This window comes from Streptomyces sp. PA03-5A (genome assembly GCF_033792725.1).
Lineage (GTDB): Bacteria > Actinomycetota > Actinomycetes > Streptomycetales > Streptomycetaceae > Actinacidiphila.
On record NZ_JARAVL010000007.1, the window covers coordinates 203,274 to 224,057 of the forward strand.

The following is a 20,784-nucleotide window of genomic DNA, read 5'->3' on the forward strand; positions in this document are numbered from 1 at the left end:
CCATGGAGCGGACCCACGACGGCGACGAGATGACCGCACCGACCTCGACCCGCAAGGGTCACCGGAATCCGAACGGAGCAGGGCGTTGACCGACAAGGGCTTCCCCGCGGAGGAGATCGACACCAGCCGGCCGCACCCGGCCCGGATGTACGACTACTACCTCGGCGGCAAGGACAACTACGAGGCCGACCGCGAGGCGGCCGAGATGGTGATCCGCATGACCCCCGACGCGCGCCCCAGCGCCCGCGCCAACCGGGACTTCATGCAGCGCGCGGTGCGCTACGCGGCGGGGCAGGGCGTCCGGCAGTTCGTCGACATCGGCACCGGCATCCCCACCTCGCCCAACACCCACGAGGTCGCCCGCTCCGTCGTCCCCGAGGCCCGGGTCGCCTACGTCGACAACGACCCCATCGTGGCCGCCCACGCCGGCGCGCGGCTCACCAACACCGGCAACGCCGGCTTCTTCCTCGGCGACGTCCGTGAGCCCGAGACCATCCTGGAGCACGCCACCATCCGGGAGCTGATCGACTTCGACGAGCCCGTCGCCCTGATGCTCGTCGCGCTGCTGCACTTCGTCCGCGACGACGAGGACCCGGCCGGGATCGTGCGCACCCTGACCAAGAACCTCCCGTCCGGCAGCTTCCTGATCCTCAGCCACGGCACGACCGACTTCCACCGCGACGTCGACGCCGACGCCGGTGAGGCGTACAAGAACGCCACCTCCACCCTCAACCTGCGCAGCAAGCCGCAGATCGAGCCCTTCTTCGAGGGGTTCTCCCTGGTCGAGCCGGGCCTGGTGCAGGTGCCGCGGTGGCGCCCGGACTCCCCGTCCGCGCAGGAGGGCGAGCACGCCCGTGCCGCCTTCTGGGGAGGGGTCGGCCGCAAGGGCTGACGCGGGGGCGTCGGCCGCCCGCTAAGGGAGCGGGAGCGGCAGGAGCGGGAGCGGTGTCCGCCCCGGCGGCGGCGCGGCGGGGATCCGCTCCAGGACCCCGCCCGCGAACACGTCGTACAACGGCAGCGTCTCCAGGTGGACGTAGCCGATGTGGCAGTCGCAGACGGCCAGCGGGCACGCGCGCGGGCGCAGCGCCGCGCGGTAGGAGCCGTCGTAGAGGTTGCCCAGTTCCTCGGGGACGAAGTGGCAGCGGCGCACCGTGCCCTCGCCGTCCACCGAGATGACCGACTCGCCCGTGCGGCACGGCAGGCCCGCGCTGCGGTGCGGATGCCGGCTGTACGGGAAGAGCGGGTCCAGCGCGGTCCACCGCGCCGCCTCGGCGTCGGTGTAGGTGTGGCCCTCCGCGGCGTTGACCCACAGGTAGACGTGGTCCGGGAGGTCGGCCCGCAGCCGGCCGGCCAGTCCCAGGTGCTCCGGCAGCCCGACGACGCCCACGCTGTGGCGGACGCCGCGGTCCGCCAGCTCGCGGCAGCTGGCCAGGAAACGGTCGTAGGGCGTCTGGCCGGGGTGGAAGGTGCACCACAGGGCCAGCGTGTCCAGGTCGGCCTCGTCCAGCCACTGCGTGCGGCAGCTCAGATTGGTCTGGATCGCCACCCGGCGCACGTGCGGAAGCCGGCTCAGCTCCGCCAGCGTCCGCCGGTACCAGGAGCGCACCAGTCCCTCGCCCCACGGGGTGAACAGCAGGGAGAGCCGGTCGTCGGTCTGCCCGGCCGCCCAGCCCGCGAAGCGCTCCAGCGCGACGCGGTCGGCGGTCAGCTGGGCGCGGCTGTCACGGCGCTTGGCGAAGGGGCAGTACGGGCAGTCGTAGTCGCACGAGGCCAGCGGGCCGCGGTAGAGGATCGTCAGGTCCATGGCGGGGGCGCTCACTTGGGCTCGTAGGCGGCCATGCGCCGGTGGACGGCGGCGGAGAACAGCTCGGGTCCGGCCGCGTCGGAGTGGGCGAGCCCCTCGGGCGACAGCCGCAGCACCTCCGGCCCCGCGGCGGCGTCGAGCCAGCCCCGGTCGGCGAAGCGCTGCAGCTCCCCGGCGAAATCCTCCCCGGGAGCCGTGCCGAACCGGGTCCGGTACTCCGCGACGGGCAGGCCCTCGGCCTGCAGCAGGGACTGCAGCAGATGACGGCGGCGGGCCTCCTCGGCGTCCATCGCCCAGCCGAAGTCGGCGTGGGCGAACTCCTGCGTGGTGCGCGCCGTGTACTCGTCGAGGATGCCGCGGATGTGGTGCATGTCGACGGCGTAGTCGAAGGAGTAGTGCAGCGAGGAGGTGTACGAGCGGGCGCCGCAGCCCAGGCCCACCATGCCGTCGGTCTGGCAGGCGTAGTCCCCGCCGCCCGTGGTGGGCGCGCCCGCACGGCGGAACATGCGCATCGACACCTGCTCGTAGCCGTGCGCCAGCAGATGGTCGCGGCCGTGCCGGTACAGCCGCAGCCGCTGCTCGTCCCACGCCGCTTCGCCCCGCGCGGCGTCGGCCGCGTGGCGGCCGAGGCCGGTGAGCGGGCGGACGTACAGGGGGTACAGGTACAGCTCCTCGGGCCGCCAGGCGAGCGCCGCGTCGAGGGACTGCGTCCAGGAACCCTCGGTCTGGCCGTCGATGCCATAGATCAGGTCGATGTTGAGGACGGGGATGCCCGCTTCCCGGATCCTGCCCAGCGCCGCCTCGACGTCGGCCCGGCGCTGGGGACGGACGGCGGCGCGCGCCTCGGCGTCGACGAAGCTCTGCACCCCCAGGCTCAGCCGGGTCGTGCCGCGCTCCGCCAGCACCGACAGCCGGTCGGCGGTCGCGGTGGCCGGCGAGGCCTCCACGGAGAGCGGTATCGCCCGCAGGTCGGCCCCCAGGCCACGTTCGGCGAGATCGCAGAGCCGCTCCAGCTCGGCAGCCTCCAGGTACGTGGGGGTGCCGCCGCCGAAGGCGGCGTTGGCGAACCGCGCGCCCTCGCCCAGCGCCTCCCGCACCGCCGTGGCCTGGCGCTCCAGCGCGTCCAGGTAGGCGGTCGCCAGGCCGTCGGGCGCCCCGATCCTGGTGAAGAGGTTGCAGAAGCCGCAGCGGACCTCGCAGAACGGGATGTGGAAGTAGAGGGACAGCGCGTCCTTCGGCTCGTCCGCCCACAGGTCGCGCAGCCGGGCGTGCTCGCGGGGCAGCGCGCGGTAGGCCGTCTTGTGCGGGTACGCGTACACGTAGTGCCGGTACGGGCGCACGGCGGCCGTGGCCGGGGGCGTGGCGGAGAGCGTCACGTCGGTGAGGGTCATCGGGCGGCCCCGTCGAGGAGGAAGTGGGCGTAGGGCACCGTCCACACGACCTCGTGGCCGATGCGGTGGCCGGTGTGGCCGTCCTCGCCGTACGCTGTGCCGTGGTCGGAGCATACGACGGCCAGGCACGGACGGCGGCTGGAGGCGGCGGCGAAGAGCCTGCCGATGTGGCGGTCGACGTACTCCAGGGCGGCGGCGTGGGTGGCGCGCGAGTCGCCCGCCTCCCGGGTGGCACCCGGCAGGTGGAACCAGTTGGGCTGGTGCAGCGCCGACACGTTCACGAACAGGAAGAGCCGCTGCTGCGGCGGCAGGGCGGCGACGACCTCCTCGGCGCGGGCCACCTGGGCCTCGAAGGAGGTCGGGGAGGGCACCCCGAACTCCGGCTCCCAGTGGCTCTCCTGGAAGAGCCCGGGCAGCACCGAGCCCAGCGGCGCCTGCTTGTTGAAGAAACCGACGCCGCCGATGCACACCGTGCGGTAGCCGGCCCCGGCCAGGCCCGACACCAGGTCGGGGGTGTCGTACACGAAGGTGCCGTCCGCGGTGCTCTCACTGCCGGCGAAGCGCGCCGCGAACAGCCGCGGGTGGGGACCGGGCGTGGTGGGTGTGGGCAGGAAGCCCGCGAAGATCGCCTGGTGGGAGGCGTAGGTGAAGCTGCCGGGCGCGTGCCGGCGCTCCCACCGGCCACCGGGCAGATGGCGGGCCAGGTGGGGGATGCGGCCGGCCGCGGCGAGCTCCTCGGCCACGTCGTGGCGGAGGGTGTCCAGGGTGACCAGCAGGATGTCGTGGCTGCCCACGATCTGGTTCATGTCAAGCGGTGGCGTCATGGTGGTGCTCCTCGCGTCGCGCGCCGTGCATCGCGGCCGGTACGGCGGCGACCTGGGCGGCGTAGGTGTCCAGGCCCTCGGCGCCGCTGCCGGGGAGGCCGGTGAGCCGGGGCAGCAGATCCCCGAAGGCGTTGACCTCGCCGACGGCGAAGCGGCGCCAGCCGGTCGCGGGCAGGACGTCCACGCCCACGCAGAGCGTGCCGGGGAAACACGCGGCCGCCCGTTCGGCGGTCGTCAGCACGTCCCCGAAGTCGCCGCCCGCGGCGCGGATCGCCGCGCGGGCCGTGTCCAGGTCGCCGCGGGCGCCGCCGAGGTGCAGATTCGTCATGGGGTGCGGGCTGGTGCGGACGACGGCGTGCGTGGCGCGGCCCGCGACCACCACCACCCGCAGGTCGGCCGCCCGCCCGTGCTGGGACGCCTTGGGCAGCCAGCGCTCGACGTGCAGCCCGTCCGGGGCCAGCGCGTCCACGAGGGCGGCGACCTCCTGCTCCGTGCGGTACTCGCGGACCCGCAGCGAGTTGAACAGGCGTCCGTCGGCGGTGGTCTCCACCGAGGTCGTGGCCTTGACCCGGCCGGGGCCCGCCATCGCCAGCGCCACCACCCCGGAGGCGGAGGAGCCGTGCGCGGGCTTGAGGAACGCCCGGGAGATCCGGGCGGACCGCAAGCGCTCCCTGAGCTCGGCCCAGCCGCGCACCGGCGGCCCGTCGGGAGCGGGCGGCACCGGGACGCCCGCGGAGGTCAGCCGGGCGTGGCAGCGCCGCTTGTCGAACAGCACGGCGACCTCCCCGGCGTCCGCCGACGGCACCGCGCCGGCCCGGCGGGCCGCCTCCGTCACCTCGTGCACGGCGGCGGTGAAGCGGCGGTACCACAACGCGGTGCCCTCGACCCTGGCCGGGTCGTCGGCGCCCCGCAGCAGGCGGTCGACCTCCGCGTCCTCGCCGGGCGAGTCGACGCGCACGAACTCACCGGGCGCGAAGGCGTACCGGCCGCGCAGCACGTCGCGCCACGCCAGCACACGGGGCGCGGGATGGCCCGCGGCACGCACCGCGTCGGCGAAGAGGGTCGTCCTGCGGTTGCCGGGGTTGCCGACGACGGCGATGCGGAGCGCACCGCCGGTACCGCTACTCGGAGACGGCGACATAGCGCCACTCCTCGTTCCGCCAGTGATGCGGCTCGCGGTGCTCCGACAGGTCGACCTCGGTGCCCGCGGAGCCCACGACGGCGCGCAGCCGCTCGGCCACGGCTTCGCTCAGGTAGTGGTGGTGCAGGTCGAGCCGCTTGAGGTGGGTGAGCGGCTGGCCGCCCAGCAGTGCCTCGGCGCCGGTGTCGGTGAGGGTGCCCATGGACAGGCTCAGCGTCTCCAGCTGCGCGACGACGGGAGCGGAGGCCACGGCCGCCGCGATCTCGTCCTGCAACTCGCTGTCCTGCAGGCCGAGGTGGCGCAGCGCGGGGAAGCGGCCGCCGGCCAGGACCGGCGCGAGGTCGGCGACCGTGGAGTCCCCTCCGTACTGCTCCACGCCGAGCCACAGCTCCAGCCGCTCCAGCGCGGGCAGCTCGCAGGCGCCGACCGCCCGCACCACCGTGCCGGGGAGCCCGCCGGACTCCAGGCGCAGCACGCGCAGCGCCTCGTGACGGACGGGACGCAGCGACAGCGGCTCCTCGCCCAGCCCCTGCGAGTCGCCGCCACGGACACCGAACTCCTCCAGCAGCGGGAAGCGTTCGAGGACGGGCGTGACGTCGGTCAGCTGCAGCCAGGAGACCTCGCACTCCTCGCCGGTCACGTCGGCGAGGAACAGGGCGCGCAGCGCGGGGAAACGCTCCGCGTCCGCGAGCACCAGTTCCAGCGCGGGACGCAGTTCGGAGTACTCGTCGTCCCACCAGGGGCCGAGGACCAGCGCGCGCACCCGCGTGGTGTCGACCGCCGCGGTGAAGTGGCCCCACAGCTCGGGGAAGGGGATCTCGCCGGCCTCGAAGCAGTCCAGCCGCCAGGCCACGGCGTCGGGGCCGGGCAGCTCGGCCGTGCCGGCCTCGGGCAGCGTGTGCACGCGCAGCCCGTGGAAGGTCTCCAGGTGACGTGTGACGGTCATGACGGCCTCACTCCGCGACGGCGGTGTAGCGGTGGACCTCGCCGTCCCACTCGTCCTCGTCGCCGGGTTCGGAGAGGTCGACCTCGACGCCCGAGGGCTCGAGGGCGGCCCGCACGCGCTCGGCGACCGGCTCGGTGACGAAGTTGTGGTGCAGGTCCAGCCAGTTGAGGTGGGTCAGCGGCTGGCCGGCGAGCAGGGCGGTCACACCGTCGTCGGTGAGCACGCCCAGGGACAGGTCGAGCGAGGAGAGCTGGGCCACGACGGGGGCAGCGGCGACGGCGGCGGCGATCTCGTCCTGGATCTCGCTGTTGCGCAGGCCGAGATGGCGCAGCGCAGGGAAGCGGCCGCCGGCCAGGACCGGCGCGAGGTCGGCGACCGTGGCGTCGCCGCCGTACTCCTCCACGCCCAGCCACAGCTCCAGGTGCTCCAGCGCCGGGAGTTCGCTCGCGGCGACACCGCGGACCACCTCACCGGGCAGGCCGCCCGCCTCGAAACGGAGCGTGCGCAGCCGCTGGTGGTGGGTCGCAGGGAAGCGCAGTCCGGTGCCGCCGCGGACGCCGAACTCCTCCAGCCGCGGATAGGCCTCGAGCACCGGCGTCACGTCGGACTGCTCGATCCAGGAGATCTCGGCCTCCTCCATCTCCAGGTCGCCGAGGAACACGGCCTCCAGCGCGGTCAGCCGTTCGCGCGCGTCCACGAGCAGCCGCACGAGGACACCGGAGTCGTTGTCGTACGGCTCGCCCCACTGGCCCAGGACGAGGGCCCGCACGCCCGCGGGCTCGACCGTCTCCAGGAAGCGGTCCCACAACTGCGCGAAGGTCTCCTTCGCGTCGTCCTCCCAGGGGTTGACGGCCAGCCGCCACGCCACCGCGCCCGCCGCCGGGAGCTCCTGCCGCGCGCCGGGCGCGGGGAAGTCGAAGGCCGGCAGGCCGTTCAGTTCCTGCAGATGTTCGACGTGGGACATCGGTGGTCTCCCGAGGTGGACGGACGCGGTGCCTTGACGTGGTGGTGCCTTGACGTGGAGGTGCTTCGAGGCGGTGGTGCCTCGCTCGCGAAGAGTTCTACCAAGCCGCTCCGACAGTGCCTGCCGCGGGCTGTGCACAAGCCGTCGGGGGCGTTGTCACACCCCGCGCGTAGCGTCGTGGACATCGGGTCGGCGGGTGCCGACGGCGGAGGGAGACACGCATGTACCGGCAGGGGGACGTCCTGATCGTGCCCGTCGCGGAAGCGGCCGTGCCGCCGGGCACGGACCGGATGCCGCGGCAGGCGAGGGACGCGCGGGGCAGGCTCGTGCTGGCCCTCGGCGAGGTGACCGGGCACGCCCACGCGGTGGTCGGGCCGGGGACGCTGGTGCGCGAGCCCGGGCCGTTCGGGGCGGCGTACCTCCATCTCCCGGACGGCGGGCGGGTGGTCCACGAGGAGCACGCCGCGATACCGCTGCCGAAGGGGTGGTACCGGGTGGTGCGGCAGCGCGAGTACGTGCCCGGCGCGGTCCGCGTCGTGGCGGACTGACCAGGACGGGGGAGCGGAGCGATGACGACGGTGGCGAGCGCGGTGACGAGCGCGGTGACGGGTTCGGGCACGGGTACGGCGACGGAGCCGGCGGTGGACACGACGGCGCTGTGGCGCGAGGTCGTCGCGGCGACCGGACCCGCGGACCGGGCGGCGGCGGAGGAGGGGGTGCGCCTGGCCTACCGGCTGGCCGGGCTGCCCGAGCCGGAACGGATCGTGTGGGCGGCCTCGCCCCTGGAGGCGGTGGTCCTGGCCGTGCGCCTGACGGCGGACGGCACGGCGGGCGGCAGCGTCCGCGACGCCGTGCGGACACGGCCGTGGGCGGCCGCGCGGGAGCGGGTCGCCGACCGGCTCGGACCGGCCGGGTGGGCGGACCACTGGGCCGTCACGGGCGCGCAGTTGTGGGACACGACGGTGCTGCTGACCGAGCGGATACGGACCGCCGTGGTGGACGCCGGACCGAGGGTGCCCGGCGGCGGGCAGGCCGTGCGGCTCGCGTTGCTCGACGCCGTGCTCGGGCAGCACGACGCGGCGTGGCTGGCCGCCTTCGACGGGCAGGAGGGCACGCGGGAGCTGGCCGGGATCGCTGCGGTCGCCCGGAACGCCGGCTGGTGGTGGCCGTACGAGCGGACGGCGGTCGTCGCCGAACGCCCCCTGGAGCTGCACCGGGACGAGGCGGGCCGGCTGGACCGCGGCGACGGCCCCGCGCTGGCCTACGCGGACGGCTTCGCGCTGCACGCCTGGCGGGGCATGCCGGTCCCCGCCGAGTTCCTCGACGGGCTCGCCGGGCTGACCCCGCGCCGCATACGCGAGGAGGAGAACGCCGAGCTGCGCCGGGTGATGCTGGAGCACTACGGCTATGAGCGCTACCTGGAGGAGTCCGGGGCCGAGCCCGTGCAGCGGGACGCCGCCGGCGTGCTGTGGCGGATCGAGCTGGAGGGGGACGAGCCGCTGGTGATGGTCGAGGTCGTCAACTCCACGCCGGAGCCGGACGGCACCCACCGCACCTACTGGCTGCGGGTGCCGCCGCGGACCCGGACCGCCCGCGAGGGCGTCGCCTGGACCTTCGGACTGGAGGAGGCCGACTACGTGCCGGAGAGGGAGACCTGAGCGGACTCCAGCGTCGCGGCGTCGATGAGGGCGAGGTTGCCGCCAGCGGTGCAGGTGTGGGCACCAGCCGTCGCGCCGAGGCGGGCGCAGGACTCGAAGTCCAGTCCGCGCATGCGCCCGTGGAGGAAGCCGCAGAGGAAGGCGTCGCCCGCCCCGTTGGAGTCCACCACCGGGCCGGGCGGGGTGACGGCCGGGATGTGCCGGGGCGTGCTGCCCCCGTCGCGCGCGAGCAGGTAGGCGCCGCCCGCGCCCGCGGTGGCGATCACGGCCTGGGCGCGGCCGTCGCGCAGGATCGCGCGCATGATGTCCGCGATGCGCTCGCCCGCTCCTGCCGCGCTGAGGAAGACCAGGTCGGAGCGGCGGGCGAACTCCCGCTGGTGCTCGGCCAGTCCGTCCCAGTCGTGCAGGTCGGTCGAGACGGGCAGGCCGAGTTCCTCGATGTCGTCGTAGAGGAAGCGCGTGAAGTGCGAGATCGACAGGTGCACGTGCCGGGCCCGGCGCAGGTGCGGCAGGTAGAACTCGCGCGGCATCCGCAGGTGCTCCGGGTCGCGTCCGTCGTAGAAGGACATCCGGCGGCCCGTGGCGTCCACGAGGTTGACGGCCCGCCGGGTCCCGGCGGGGGAGATCAGCGGCTCGAAGTCGACGTCGCCCTTGGCCAGGCGCTCCCTGAGCAGGGTGCCGATCCAGTCGTCGCCGACGAAGTCGAGGAACTTCACGGTCATGCCGAGCGCGCGGCAGCCCAGCGCCACGTTGCCGCCGGTCTGGCCGGGCCACTCCCGGACCGGCTCCACCCCGAGGGAGTCCACGAGCGGTACGGGCAGGCTGTCCACCCGCACGACGGTGTCCACCCCGGAACCGCCCACGACGAGCACGTCGTACGGCGACTCTTCCGTGGTCATGTGCACCTCCAGTCACCACCCCGGCGCCATGTTACGGCCGTCCGGTGTCCCCCGGTGTCCGGTCACTGATGTGCTCGGCCGCCCAGGCGCCCCATTCCTGCTGCATCCTGCTGAAGCGCAGCCCCCACTCCAGGGTCAGCCGCCCGTAGAAGGCGAGGTCGCCGCGGGCGTCACGGCGCTGAGCCGGTGACCAGTTCCGTCCACGCCGCGCGGACGGTGTCGAGCCCGAAGGACGCGCGTAGCCAGTCGCGGGCCTGCTCGCCCGCCTCCTGCCAGCCGTCGGCCGCGAGCGCCGCGATCGCGTCCGCCATGGCCGATGGGGAGTCGTGGATCCAGCGGCGTTCGTAGATCGCATCGGCGCCCGGCCAGGGCAGCAGGGCGGGCACCGCGCCGGAGGCCATGCCCTCGGCGGGCGCGAGGTGGAAGCTCTCGTCGTCGCTGGTGGAGAGCACGAAGCCGACGCGCCGCAGCCAGCTCGCCACGTCGGGGCCGAAGTCGTCGAAGACCACGGCGTCCTCCAGCGGACCGGACTGCACACGGCGCAGCACGGCGTCGTAGTGCGCCCGCTCCTCGGGCTTGTTCCAGATCCACCAGTAGTCCCAGGGCATCTTGGACTTCACCGACAGCCGCCACCGCGGGTCCCTGGCCCGCAGCGCCTCGAGCACGTCCAGGCCCAGGTCGAGCCGCTTGCGCGAGGGCGCGATGCCGATCATGCCGAGGCGGTAGCGGGCGTCGGGGACCTTGGGGCGGTCCAGCTGCCGGTCGTCGACCCAGTTGGGGACGGTGACGAGCTTCTCCTGCGGCCAGCCGGTGCGTTCCCGCGTGAGCCGGTTGTAGTGCGGGCTGACGCACACGACGCGGTCGACGGCGTCGATGTCGACCTGCGCGGGGTAACCGGCGTACAGCTCGAAGCGGTGGAGGCGTACCAGCAGGCGGGAGCCGCGGCGCTTGTGGCGGCTGTACCAGACGGCCGCCGGCCCGCACCACTCCACGACCACGACGTCGGCCCAGGCGGCGAGTTCGCGGCCGGCGGCCGCGTCGTGCCGGGCCAGTGCCTCCCAGGCGTCGACCCGCACCTCGACCCCGGGCAGGGCCTGGAGGTGGTCCAGCAGACGGGTGAAGAACTTCAGGTCGTGCCCGGCGACGACGACCCGCAGCGGTCGGCCGCGTCCGGCGAGCGCGACCGGCGCCGCCGGCAGCGCCCGTTCGACCAGGCCGCGCAGCCGTTCGGCGGCCCGGTCCAGTGAGAAGTGCGCGGCGGCCTCGCGGCAGCGCCGGGCGGCCGTGCGGTAGGCCTCGGGGGAACGGGCGGCGATGGCGACCGCCTCCGCCGCGTCGTCGAGGGTGCCGCGACCGGGGACGAACAGCGGGTAGTCGGCGCCGAGCAGCGCCTCGTGCGCGGGCGTGCGGTTGAGCACGACGGGCAGCCCGAGCGTCCCGAACTCCAGCACCTTCGTGGACAGTTCCAGGCTCGCGTCCAGTTCCGGATGACGCCAGCCCAGCCCCAGGTCGCATCCCGCGGCGATCCGCATGGCCGCCTGGCGGGGGGTGCCGCCGTGGTGCACCACGCCGGTTGCGCTCCGCAGCGCACGCTCCATGGCCGCGTGGAAGCCGGGGTGCCGCGGGTCGTCGTGGACCTTGTCGCCGACGGTGTGCAGCTCGGCCCGGATCCCGCGGGTGGCCAGCGCGGCCGGCAGTTCCGTCATCTCCAGGGTGTTCCAGCGCGGTGCGAACTTGCCCGTGTACACCAGGCGGACGGGGTCGCGCGCCGCGTCGTGCCCCGGCACCGCGAAGTCCGGGACGGGCACGCTCGGCGGGTACAGCACGCACTTGCCGCACGCGGCCGGCACCCAGGCCTCGATGAAGCAGCGCAACTCCTCGGTCTGGCACAGCAGGTAGCGGGAGGCCTCGGCGATCCGGGTCAGCTCGTCGACCGCCTCGTCCGACATCTGCGCCGCCGACTGCGGGATGTCGGTGAGGTACGCCCAGATCCGGCCGTCGAAGGCGCCGTCGGCGACGACCTGCGCCACCAGCCGGCGACCGCGCAGCACCAGCAGGTCGCACGGCTCCCGTTCGTCCTGCTCGCGCAGCACCCGCGAGGCCTGGACGGGGGACAAGGCGTGCCCGGTCGGTACGACGGACACCCCCGGCAGCTGCGCCAGCGGATCGACCAGCCGTCCGGTGCGCACCGGAGCCTTCAGCACCAGCCGGGTCCCGCAGCCGGCCCGCGCCAGCGCCTGCACCGTCGACTGGGCCCACACCGCGGAACCGTCGATGAGGTTGAGGTCCACGTCCCCGTAGACCATCGCCCTGACCGTGCGCGTGCCCGTCATCGGACCTCCTCCGGGCGGATCGTGAACAGCCGTGCCGCCCCGGGGGACGGCCAGAGCGTCCTGCGCAGCAGGGCCGGGCGGAAGCCGTTGACGTGCGGAACGAAGCCCGGGGCGTCCGCGCTGAAGCCCACCGCGTCGGCCCCGGAGCACTCCTGGGCGCACATCAGGTCCAGCAGGTGGACCGCCGGCCGTTCCTCGGCGAGGTCCGACCAGTCCGCGACCCAGGGTGCGCCCGGCCCGTCCGCCGTGGCCCGTACGGTGACCCCGCCCGCGGTGAGTTCCGCGTAGGCCGCCCCGGGAACGGGCACCAGCACCTCGGCGGGGCGGAGCCGCTGCGCCAGCACCTGCGCGACCAGGCGTGACACCTCGGAGCCGTCACGCGGGTCGGCCACCACGGCCACCCGCCGGGCGTCCAGCGGGTCCGCCGCCCCGGCGATCCGGGCGAGCTCCGACAGCCGGACCCGGGTGGCCCGGGAGGTGAAGATCTCCCGCAGGTCGCCGCGGTCCACCGACGCCGGGTCCAGCCGGGCCGGCTGCACCCCGGTGTCCCCGTCGAGCACGGCGTCCCAGGGGAACGGGGCCAGCCCCGGCGCGGCGGAGGCGGGGGCGTCCCGCCACAGCACGGCGGTACGGCCGAGCGCGTGGACGGTGGCGAGGAGTTCGGCCAGCCGCCGGTCCAGGTCGGGGGCGGTGCCCGTGCCGGTGTGCGCCCACGGCCCGGCAAGGCAGGCGCTGAGCTGTACGACGAGCACGTCCGGGTCGGTGCGTTCGGCGACCTGCCGTGCGTCGTGCGGCAGCACGCGGTTGACGACGGCGTCGTGGGCGAAGTCGGCGGCGGTCGTGGCGTCCAGGACGCCGGCGATCACCAGCCGGTCGCGGGGGCCGGCCGTGAACGCCCGGTGGGCCAGGTGCAGGTGTCCGTCGGCCGCCGGACCGCCCCCGTCCGGTGCCGGGGAGGCCGCGGCCGGCGCGCCCGGCCGGGCTGCCGCGGGGCGACCGCCCTTGCCGCGGCCGCGCCACATCCCGTACAGCTCGCGCGGCAGCCGCGTCGAGCCGCGCAAGGGGGAGCGCGCGGCCGAGACCAGCGCCTGGCCGACCCGCAGCGAGGTCGAGCCCTGCAGCATGGCGACCCGGGTCTCCAGCACCCCGATCCGCTCCCTGGCGCGTCGCAGCTCGGCCGCGAGCCGGTCGCGTTCGTGCGTCACGGCCGCCGTCCGCTCGCCGTCCGTGCCGTCCTGCAGTGCCTCCAGCGCGCGACGGTCCTCCTCGTGCCGCCGCTCCAGCTCCAGCACCCGCGCCCGCCCGGCACGCGAGACGAACTCCGCCAGCACGTACTCGCCGGCCACCCGCAGCGCGGTGGTCTCCCGGCCGGGCACGGGCCGCCCGGCCGGGTCCAGGAGCGGGAGCAGCGCCTCGGTGCAGGTGAACACCGCGCCGCCGTGCAGGTGCAGGTAGTCAAGGCCGGCCGCCCGCAGCACCTGGCAGCGGTGCGCCACCAGGGCGTCGAGCAGCCGGTGGTACGGCAGTTCGGCACCGGCGTGGCCGAACACGATCAGGCCCTTGCCGCCCGGGCGCATGCGCCGCAGCGCCGCGAGGCACGCGTCCTCGTCGCCGTGCCGGGCGGGGTCGGGGCCGAAACTGAGCAGGGCCAGCCGTCCCTCGCCGACCGGGTCCTGGTCACCGGCCGGGGAGGGGCACAGCCGGACGCCGCCCGGCAGGTGCAGGTACGGTTCGAGCGGGATGCCGCCGCCGGTCGCGTCGACGACCTCGGTCACCCCGTCCAGGTGCGGGTGGAGCAGATCGAGAAGGCGCATCAGGAGGTCCTCGTGAAGACGTGGAAACCGACCCTGTTCTCCCGGAAACCGTACGGCGTGAAGCCGCCGTACCGCAGTCCGAGCGGTTCGACGGCGGCGCGGTACTCGGCGGCAGGGCGGTGCAGGATGTAGTCGCCGCGCGCCACGCGCCCGGGCGCGTCCTCGTCGGTGACGACCAGCCGGCCGGTCAGCCGGACGAGGGAGGCGAGGTTGACCAGCGCGGCCCGCCAGGCGGTGTCGTCGAGCACGTGGAAGAGCACGTCCACGGCGAGCACCACGTCGTACAGCCACGGGCTGCGCCAGGCCGACAGCTCCGCCACCGCGTAGCGGGGGCCGCCGCCGAGCGCGCGGCCGTGGTCCACCGCCGAGGGACTGGCGTCGACCGCGTCGACGAGGTGGCCGCAGCGGGCCAGGGCCCGGGCGAAGTGGCCCTTGCCGCAGCCCGCGTCGAGTACGAGCAGCGGGTCGTTGGCCCGTTCGAAGTCGCCGGTGATGCGCAGTACCTCCGCGAAGCGCAGCGCGTAGAAGATCTCGTTGCCCGGCCGGTCGAGGCCGATGTGGCCGCCGGAGGCGAGGTCGTCGTGCTCGCGGTGGCGGCTGTCCCAGTACGCGAGGGGGTCGTCCAGGCGCGGCTCAGACATGGTGGTCCAGCCACTCGGTGATGACGCGGGCGATGCGGGGCCCCGAACGCCCGTCCCACAACGGGGGGCCTTCGGGGGCTCGGGCTTCGCCGTCCAGCGCCTTGAGCAGGGCCGGGACCAGCCCGTCGGGGGCCACGAGGCGGTTGGTGCCGTGGGTGACCGTCACGGGCCGCTCGGTGTTGGGCCGCAGCGTCAGGCAGGGCACGCCCAGGACGGTGGTCTCCTCCTGCACCCCGCCCGAGTCGGTGACCACCGCGGCGGCGCCCCGCAGCAGCCCCATGAACTCCAGGTAGCCGAGCGGCTCCAGGATCCGGATGCCGGGCGTGTCGCCGAGCCCCGCCGCCTCCAGCGCGGCCCGCCCGCGCGGGTGCAGCGGGACCGCCAGCTCCAGGTGCTCCGCCGCCCCGCGCAACGCCGCCACGGCGGCGGCCGCGGCGGCCGGGTCGTCGACGTTGGCGGGACGGTGCAGCGTCACGACGCCGTAGCGGCCGCGCAGCCCGTGGGCGGCGCGGGCGGCCTCCGGGTCGAAGCGCGGCAGGTGGGCCATCAGGGTGTCGATCATCGGGTTGCCGACGAAGTGCACCCGGGCGGTGTCCACGCCCTCGTCCCCCAGATGGCCCACCGCCTCCGGGCTGGTGACGAAGAGCAGGTCGGCGAGCTGGTCGGTCAGCCGCCGGTTGACCTCCTCCGGCATCGTCATGTCGAAGCTGCGCAGGCCCGCCTCGACGTGCGCCACGGGCAGCCCCAGCTTGGCGGCGACCAGGGCGGCGGCGAGCGTGGAGTTGACGTCCCCGTAGACCGTGACCAGGGCGGGCGCCCGGGCCGACAGCTCGTCCTCCAGGGCGGTCAGCAGGGCGGCGGTCTGCCGGGCGTGGCTGCCGGAGCCGACGCCGAGGTCCACGTCCGGCTCGGGCAGGCCGAGCTCCCGGAAGAAGACGTGCGACAGGCGTTCGTCGTAGTGCTGTCCGGTGTGCACCACCGACTGCGGCTGCCCGGCCTCGCGCAGCGCGGCGACGACCGGGGCGGCCTTGACGAAGTTGGGCCGGGCACCGACCACGTGGACTACCGAGCCGAGCACGGTGCCTCCCGTTCACTTGCCGTGCTTAGGGTGGGATTGTGCGTCGTCGTACTCTTCGTGCCTTGATTCTCGCCGCCTCCGTGGCGGTCCGTCATCTGCGGGACGACCCGGTGCGTGCGGCGTCCCTGGCCCTGAGGGTCGCCCCGGGGCCGGCCCGGCGACCCGCCCGGTGGGCGCTGGCCCGGCTGCCCGAGCGCGATCCGCACCGCGTGCGCGGCGGCGCCACCGCCTACGGGCCGCGGGGTGTGCCCGCCCCGGCCGGTGCGCCGGGGACGGCGGTGCCGGGGCGGGTGCTGCACCTGGTCACCAACTCCCTGCCGTACCGCAACGCCGGCTACACCGTCAGGACGCACGCCATCGCGCGCGCCCAGCGGGAGGCGGGCCTGGACCCGCAGGTCGTCACACGGCTGGGCTTCCCCGTGGCGCAGGGCGTCTGGGACGGACGGCCGGCGCAGGTCGTGGACGGGGTGCCGTACCACCGCCTGCTGCCGGTGCGGATGCCGGGGACGCCCGCGGCCGCCCTCGCCCGCAACGCCGAGCTCGCCGCCCGGCTCGTCGAACGGCTCCGCCCCGCGGTCCTGCACGCGGCCACCGATCACCCGAACGGCCGAGTGGCGCTCGCACTGCGCGAATCGTTCGGCCTGCCGGTCGTCTACGAGGTGCGCGGCTTCCTGGAGGAGACCTGGCTGACGCAGGGACCCGGGCGTGACCGTGACAGCGCGTCGTACCGGGAGCGGCGCGCCCTGGAGACGCACTGCATGAAGGCCGCCGACCTGGTGCTCACCCTCGGCGAGGCGATGAAGGCGGAGATCGTCTCCCGGGGGGTCCCCGAGGAACGGGTGCGGGTCGTGCCCAACGCCGTGGACGACGTCTTCCTCCAGCCGCTGCCCGACCCCGGTGACCTGCGCACCCGTCTCGGCATCGGCCCGGACGAGCTGGTCGTCGGCACGGTCTCCACGCTCACCCCCCACGAGGGCATCGGCACCCTGCTGCGCGCCGGGGCCGTGCTGCGCCGCCGGGGTGTGCCGCTGCGCCTGCTGATCGTGGGAGACGGCCCGCAGCGGCCCGCGCTGGAGCGGCAGGCGGCGGGGCTCGGCCTCGGCGGGAGCGCCCTGTTCACGGGCCGTGTGCCGTACGCCGAGGTGCGGGCCCACCATGCCGTGCTGGACGTCTTCGCGGTGCCCCGGACGGGAGAGCGGGTGTGCCATCTCGTGACCCCTCTCAAGCCGGTGGAGGCGATGGCGAGCGGTCTTCCCCTTGCAGCAAGTGATGTCACGGCGATGGGGGAGCTGGTCGAAGACCAGGTGAACGGACGGCTAATTCCGTCAGGAGACGTAAATGCCTGGGCAGATACGCTCGAAATATTGCTCTATAGTCCAAATCAACGGCGGATGATGGGCGACGCCGCCCGCGCACGAGTGGCCCGCGACCGTACGTGGGCCCACATCGCGGGGCGGACGCGCGACGCCTACCGCGGTCTGGGGGCCGTATAGCGCTCTGGATGGTGCGGCATGACGGTGGATCTCGCAGTCGTAGGCCTCGGGTACGTCGGGCTGCCCCTTGCCAGGGAAGCCGCGGCGGTGGGACTGAGCGTCGTGGGACACGACCTGGACCCCGCGGTCGTGGACGCCCTCAACTCCGGCCGCTCGCATGTGGACGACGTCCGCGACGACGACCTGCGGCGCATGCTGGCCTCCGGGTTCACCGCGACCACCGGCCAGGAGTGCCTGGGGGAGGCCCAGGCCATCGTCATCTGCGTCCCCACCCCGCTGTCCGAGGACGGCGGACCAGACCTGACCGCGGTCACCGGGGCCGCCGAGGCGGTCGCCGCGCGGCTGCGCCCCGGCGTCCTGGTCGTGCTGGAGTCGACGACCTACCCCGGCACGACCGACGAGGTCGTCCGGCCCCTCCTCGAGGCGGGCTCGGGGCTGCGCGCCGGGGCGGACTTCGCCCTCGCCTTCTCGCCCGAGCGGATCGACCCGGGCAACCGGACCCACGGCTTCCGCGACACCCCGAAGATCGTCGGCGGGCACACCCCCGGGTGCGCGGCGCGCGCCGTCGCGTTCTACGGCAAGCTCGTCGACACCGTCGTGCGGGCCAAGGGCACCCGCGAGGCCGAGATGGCCAAGCTGCTGGAGAACACCTACCGCCACGTCAACATCGCGCTCGTCAACGAGCTGGCCATACTCTGCCGCGAACTGGGCGTCGACATCTGGAACGTCATCGACTGCGCCGCCACCAAGCCCTTCGGCTTCCAGGCCTTCCGGCCCGGCGCGGGCGTGGGCGGCCACTGCATCCCGATCGACCCCAACTACCTTTCGTACAAGGTCCGTACGCTCGGCTACGAGTTCCGCTTCGTCGAACTCGCCCGGGAGATCAACCACCGGATGCCGGAGTACGTGGTGCGCCGGGCGCAGGACCTGCTCAACACGGCCGGGAAGGCGCTGCACGGCTCACGGGTGCTGCTGCTCGGCGTCACCTACAAGCCCGACATCGCCGACCGGCGCGAGAGCCCCGCCGTCCCCGTGGCGCGGCTGCTGCGCCGGCTCGGCACGGGGATCTCCTTCCACGACCCGTTCGTGGAGGCCTGGGAGGTCGACGGCGAGCCCGTCCCCCGGGCCGGCGACCTGGCCGCCGCTCTGCGCGATCACGACCTGACGGTCCTCCTGCAGGACCACAGCGCCTACGACCTGCAGGTGGTGGCGGACCGGGCCCGCCTGCTGTTCGACACGCGCGGACGGATCTTCCGGCCGGACGTCGAGGTGCTGTGATGCACGTACTGGTCGTCACCGTCGTGCACCACCCCGAGGACGCGCGCATCCTGCACCGTCAGATAGCCGCCCTCATAACCCACGGTCACACCGTCACCTACGCCGCGCCCTTCACCGCGCGGGCGACCCCGCCCCGCCCCGGGGTCGAGGGCGTCGACCTGCCCCGGGCCACCGGACGGGACCGGCGTGCGGCCGTCCGTGCGGCCCGGCGCCTGCTGGTGCGGCGCGGGCCCACCGTCGACGCCGTCCTGCTCCACGACCCCGAACTGCTGCTCGCCCTGCCGCGGGCGCTGCGGCACTGGCACCGCACCGGCGCCCGGCGGCCGGCCGTGGTGTGGGACGTGCACGAGGACACCGCGGCCGCCCTCACCATGAAGGGCTGGGTTCCGCGGCCACTGCGCCCGCCGCTGCGCCTGGTGGTCCGCGCGGCCGAACTCGCCGCCGAGCGGCATCTGCACCTGCTGCTCGCCGAGGACGCCTACCAGCGGCGCTTCCGCCGCGCGCACCCCGTGGTGCCCAACCTGGTCACCGTCCCCACGGACCCCCCGCCGGCGCCGGGCGACGACCGCGTGGTCTACCTCGGGCAGCTGTCCCGGGCCCGCGGCGCCGAGGAACTGGTCGCCATGGCACGGCTGCTGGCCCCGGACGTCCATGTCGAGCTCATCGGCGCCGCCGACGGGGACGTCCGCGGACTGCTCGCGGCGGCCGACCGCGACGGCGCGCTGCGCTGGCACGGTTTCCTGCCCAACGACGCGGCCCTGGGCCGGCTGCGCGGCGCCCTCGCCGGGGTGTCGCTGCTGCGCGACGAGGCGAACTACCGCCACTCGCGGCCCACCAAGGTCGTCGAGTACATGGCCTACGGCATCCCCGTCGTAAGCACCCCCAACCCCCTCGCCGCCGAGCTGGTCCGCGGGCACGACTGCGGCCTCCTCGTCCCCTTCGAGGACCCCGCGGCCGCCGCGGACGCGGTCCGACGGCTGCGCGACGACCCGGAACTGCGCCGCGCGATGGGCGCCCGCGGCCACGCCGCCGCCCGTGGCGGGCTGCACTGGCCCGACTGCGCGGCGCAGTTCGTCACGAGCCTGGAGGGCTGGGCGGTGGCGGCGGCCACCGCCGCCACGGCGCGCGCCTCGGCGGCGCGTCCGTCGTAGCGGGAGCCCCGGCCGGCCCGGGGGCCCGGTCGCGGACCGGTGCCGCGGTTTCGGCGGCAGGGTCGGGGGCCGCGGTTGCGACTCACCGCAGGGCTGTCGGAGGCCAACGTCGTCCGGACCTTGCTGCGGCGCGGGTGCGTGCGCCCGGTCGCGGGAGTGGGCGCGTGGTGGCGCCCTTCTGCCGTAGCCCTTCAGGGACCGGCCGACCGCGGCGCGGGTCGGCCTTGGCGACCGCGTCCCGCGGCGGCGGATCCGTCGTAGCGGGAGCCTCGGCCGGCGCGCGCCTCGGCCGCGTCCGTCGTAGCCGCGGGGGATCAGCTGACGTGGGGTCCGTCCCGGCGTACTCCGTCCAGTTCCAGGACGAAGTCGGCGCCGAGGGCCGAGGAGGGGGTCTGGGTGCCGTGCGGGAGCCGCGGCAGCCGGGTCACGATCCGCAGCACCGAATCGACGGTCAGCGCGTAGCCGTTGGGGGCCGACAGCGCCGCCTGGGCCTCACCGCCGTGCGCGTCGCGGGCGCGGGCCCACACCTGGGAACGGGTGCGCGCCCGCGCGCGCTCGCCGGGGCCCGTCAGGAGACGGTCGACCCCCGCGCGGGCCAGTCGCCGTACCGGGCCGACCCCGAGCACGCGTACCACCAGCGGGGCGCCCGGCAGCCAGGTGTACGTCGAGATGTTGGGGATGCCGGTCGAGTGGTAGGCCGTGCTGACGTCGCCCCAGGCGATGCCGGCGACCTGGCGCCGGCCGCTGCGGAAGGACGCCGTCAGCCGGGGGTGCCCGAGCGGGACGTCGCGGATGACCCCGTCGACGCGGGCACGGCCGCCGGCGCCCTTGTCGAGCGCCTCGAGCGCGGAGCGTGCCGTGCCGGGGCTCGCGGCCCCGCCGGCCACGAAGGCGATGTCCAGATGGGTGGCGGTGGGCAGCGCGGCGGCGACGGTGGCGGCGAGGCAGTCGGTGGGGACGACGTCGAACCCCGCCCCGGGCAGCAGGACCACGCCCGCCGCGCGGGCCCGGGCGCTCATCGCGTGCAGCGCCTCGAGCACGTCGATCTCGCCGGTGATGTCGAGGTAGTGCGTGCCGGTGTCCAGGCACGCCTCGGCCATCGGCAGCGCCGTCGCGGAGAAGGGCCCCGCGCAGTGGGCCACGGCGTCCACGTCCGCGAGCGCCGCGCGCAACGCCGCCGCGTCGCCGAGGCCGACCACCCGGTGGTCCAGGCCCAGTTCGGCCGCGAGCGGGGCCAGCGCGGCGGCCGACCGGCCCGCGAGCACGGGGCGTTCCCCGCGGGCCACGGCCTCCCGTGCGACGAGGCGGCCGGTGTAGCCGGTGGCTCCGTACAGCAACCAGGTCATGCGTGAGTGCTCCCTCGTCGGTT

The 20,784-nt window shown here is 75.0% G+C and carries 18 protein-coding genes; 6 read left to right on the forward strand and 12 right to left on the reverse strand.

Features of this window, described 5'->3' with window-relative positions; translation table 11 throughout:
* Nucleotides 1-85: 85 nt before the first annotated feature.
* Entirely contained in the window at nt 86-892 is an 807-nt protein-coding gene (locus PV410_RS10900) for an SAM-dependent methyltransferase (RefSeq protein WP_500323870.1), read from the forward strand.
* Between the two features lie 21 nt (nt 893-913).
* On the opposite strand, the gene PV410_RS10905 is transcribed toward PV410_RS10900, so the two are convergent.
* Genes PV410_RS10905 through PV410_RS10930 form a run of 6 tightly spaced genes read right to left on the reverse strand, consistent with a single transcriptional unit; the run spans nt 914 to nt 7,070 of the window.
* Nucleotides 914-1,804, reverse strand: a complete 891-nt coding sequence (locus PV410_RS10905; protein ID WP_500323959.1) for an STM4011 family radical SAM protein — start codon at nt 1,802-1,804, stop codon at nt 914-916.
* An 11-nt stretch (nt 1,805-1,815) separates the two neighbouring features.
* A complete protein-coding gene (locus PV410_RS10910) occupies nt 1,816-3,195 on the reverse strand; it encodes an STM4012 family radical SAM protein (RefSeq protein ID WP_500323871.1) in 1,380 nt (459 codons plus the stop codon).
* Entirely contained in the window at nt 3,192-4,001 is an 810-nt protein-coding gene (locus PV410_RS10915) for an STM4013/SEN3800 family hydrolase (RefSeq protein ID WP_500323960.1), read from the reverse strand. The genes PV410_RS10910 and PV410_RS10915 overlap by 4 nt, the downstream gene beginning before the upstream one ends.
* A gap of 1 nt (nt 4,002) precedes the next feature.
* Nucleotides 4,003-5,160, reverse strand: a complete 1,158-nt coding sequence (locus PV410_RS10920; RefSeq protein ID WP_500323872.1) for an STM4014 family protein — start codon at nt 5,158-5,160, stop codon at nt 4,003-4,005.
* Nucleotides 5,141-6,106 carry an STM4015 family protein gene (locus tag PV410_RS10925; protein WP_500323873.1) on the reverse strand — a complete coding sequence of 322 codons (966 nt, stop codon included), beginning with the start codon at nt 6,104-6,106 and terminating at the stop codon, nt 5,141-5,143. Before PV410_RS10925 ends, PV410_RS10920 begins: the two co-directional genes overlap by 20 nt.
* Nucleotides 6,107-6,113: 7 nt before the next feature.
* Entirely contained in the window at nt 6,114-7,070 is a 957-nt protein-coding gene (locus PV410_RS10930; RefSeq protein ID WP_500323874.1) for an STM4015 family protein, read from the reverse strand.
* Between the two features lie 221 nt (nt 7,071-7,291).
* Between PV410_RS10930 and PV410_RS10935 the strand changes: the two genes are divergently transcribed.
* Both PV410_RS10935 and PV410_RS10940 read left to right on the forward strand, forming a co-directional pair.
* Nucleotides 7,292-7,618, forward strand: a complete 327-nt coding sequence (locus PV410_RS10935) for a DUF8820 family protein (RefSeq protein WP_500323875.1) — start codon at nt 7,292-7,294, stop codon at nt 7,616-7,618.
* 21 nt (nt 7,619-7,639) lie between these two features.
* Complete coding sequence (locus tag PV410_RS10940) at nt 7,640-8,728, forward strand: DUF6745 domain-containing protein (RefSeq protein WP_500323876.1); 1,089 nt, start codon at nt 7,640-7,642, stop codon at nt 8,726-8,728.
* On the opposite strand, the gene PV410_RS10945 is transcribed toward PV410_RS10940, so the two are convergent.
* From PV410_RS10945 to wecB, 5 genes are all read right to left on the reverse strand, one after another.
* Entirely contained in the window at nt 8,704-9,627 is a 924-nt protein-coding gene (locus PV410_RS10945; protein ID WP_500323877.1) for a carbohydrate kinase family protein, read from the reverse strand. The two genes, PV410_RS10940 and PV410_RS10945, sit on opposite strands and share 25 nt — an antisense overlap.
* A 170-nt stretch (nt 9,628-9,797) precedes the next feature.
* Complete coding sequence (locus PV410_RS10950; RefSeq protein ID WP_500323878.1) at nt 9,798-11,960, reverse strand: glycosyltransferase family protein; 2,163 nt, start codon at nt 11,958-11,960, stop codon at nt 9,798-9,800.
* On the reverse strand, nt 11,957-13,774 hold the full coding sequence (locus tag PV410_RS10955) for a hypothetical protein (RefSeq protein ID WP_500323879.1): 1,818 nt from the start codon (nt 13,772-13,774) through the stop codon (nt 11,957-11,959). The genes PV410_RS10950 and PV410_RS10955 overlap by 4 nt, the downstream gene beginning before the upstream one ends.
* Nucleotides 13,774-14,415, reverse strand: a complete 642-nt coding sequence (locus PV410_RS10960; RefSeq protein WP_500323880.1) for a class I SAM-dependent methyltransferase — start codon at nt 14,413-14,415, stop codon at nt 13,774-13,776. The genes PV410_RS10955 and PV410_RS10960 overlap by 1 nt, the downstream gene beginning before the upstream one ends.
* Nucleotides 14,408-15,493, reverse strand: coding sequence for a non-hydrolyzing UDP-N-acetylglucosamine 2-epimerase (wecB, locus tag PV410_RS10965; RefSeq protein ID WP_500323881.1), 1,086 nt, complete (start codon nt 15,491-15,493; stop codon nt 14,408-14,410). The genes PV410_RS10960 and wecB overlap by 8 nt, the downstream gene beginning before the upstream one ends.
* A gap of 62 nt (nt 15,494-15,555) precedes the next feature.
* Here wecB and PV410_RS10970 point away from each other — a divergent pair, with 62 nt between their 5' ends.
* Genes PV410_RS10970 through PV410_RS10980 form a run of 3 tightly spaced genes read left to right on the forward strand, consistent with a single transcriptional unit; the run spans nt 15,556 to nt 19,415 of the window.
* The gene (locus PV410_RS10970) at nt 15,556-16,986 is read left to right on the forward strand and encodes a glycosyltransferase (RefSeq protein WP_500323882.1); all 1,431 of its coding nucleotides are present in this window, start codon (nt 15,556-15,558) and stop codon (nt 16,984-16,986) included.
* An 18-nt stretch (nt 16,987-17,004) separates the two neighbouring features.
* Entirely contained in the window at nt 17,005-18,264 is a 1,260-nt protein-coding gene (locus PV410_RS10975) for a nucleotide sugar dehydrogenase (RefSeq protein WP_500323883.1), read from the forward strand.
* On the forward strand, nt 18,264-19,415 hold the full coding sequence (locus tag PV410_RS10980; RefSeq protein ID WP_500323884.1) for a glycosyltransferase: 1,152 nt from the start codon (nt 18,264-18,266) through the stop codon (nt 19,413-19,415). The genes PV410_RS10975 and PV410_RS10980 overlap by 1 nt, the downstream gene beginning before the upstream one ends.
* A gap of 314 nt (nt 19,416-19,729) precedes the next feature.
* Here the strand turns inward: PV410_RS10980 and PV410_RS10985 are convergent, their stop codons facing one another.
* Nucleotides 19,730-20,761, reverse strand: coding sequence for a saccharopine dehydrogenase family protein (locus tag PV410_RS10985; protein ID WP_500323885.1), 1,032 nt, complete (start codon nt 20,759-20,761; stop codon nt 19,730-19,732).
* Between the last annotated feature and the right edge of the window lie 23 nt (nt 20,762-20,784).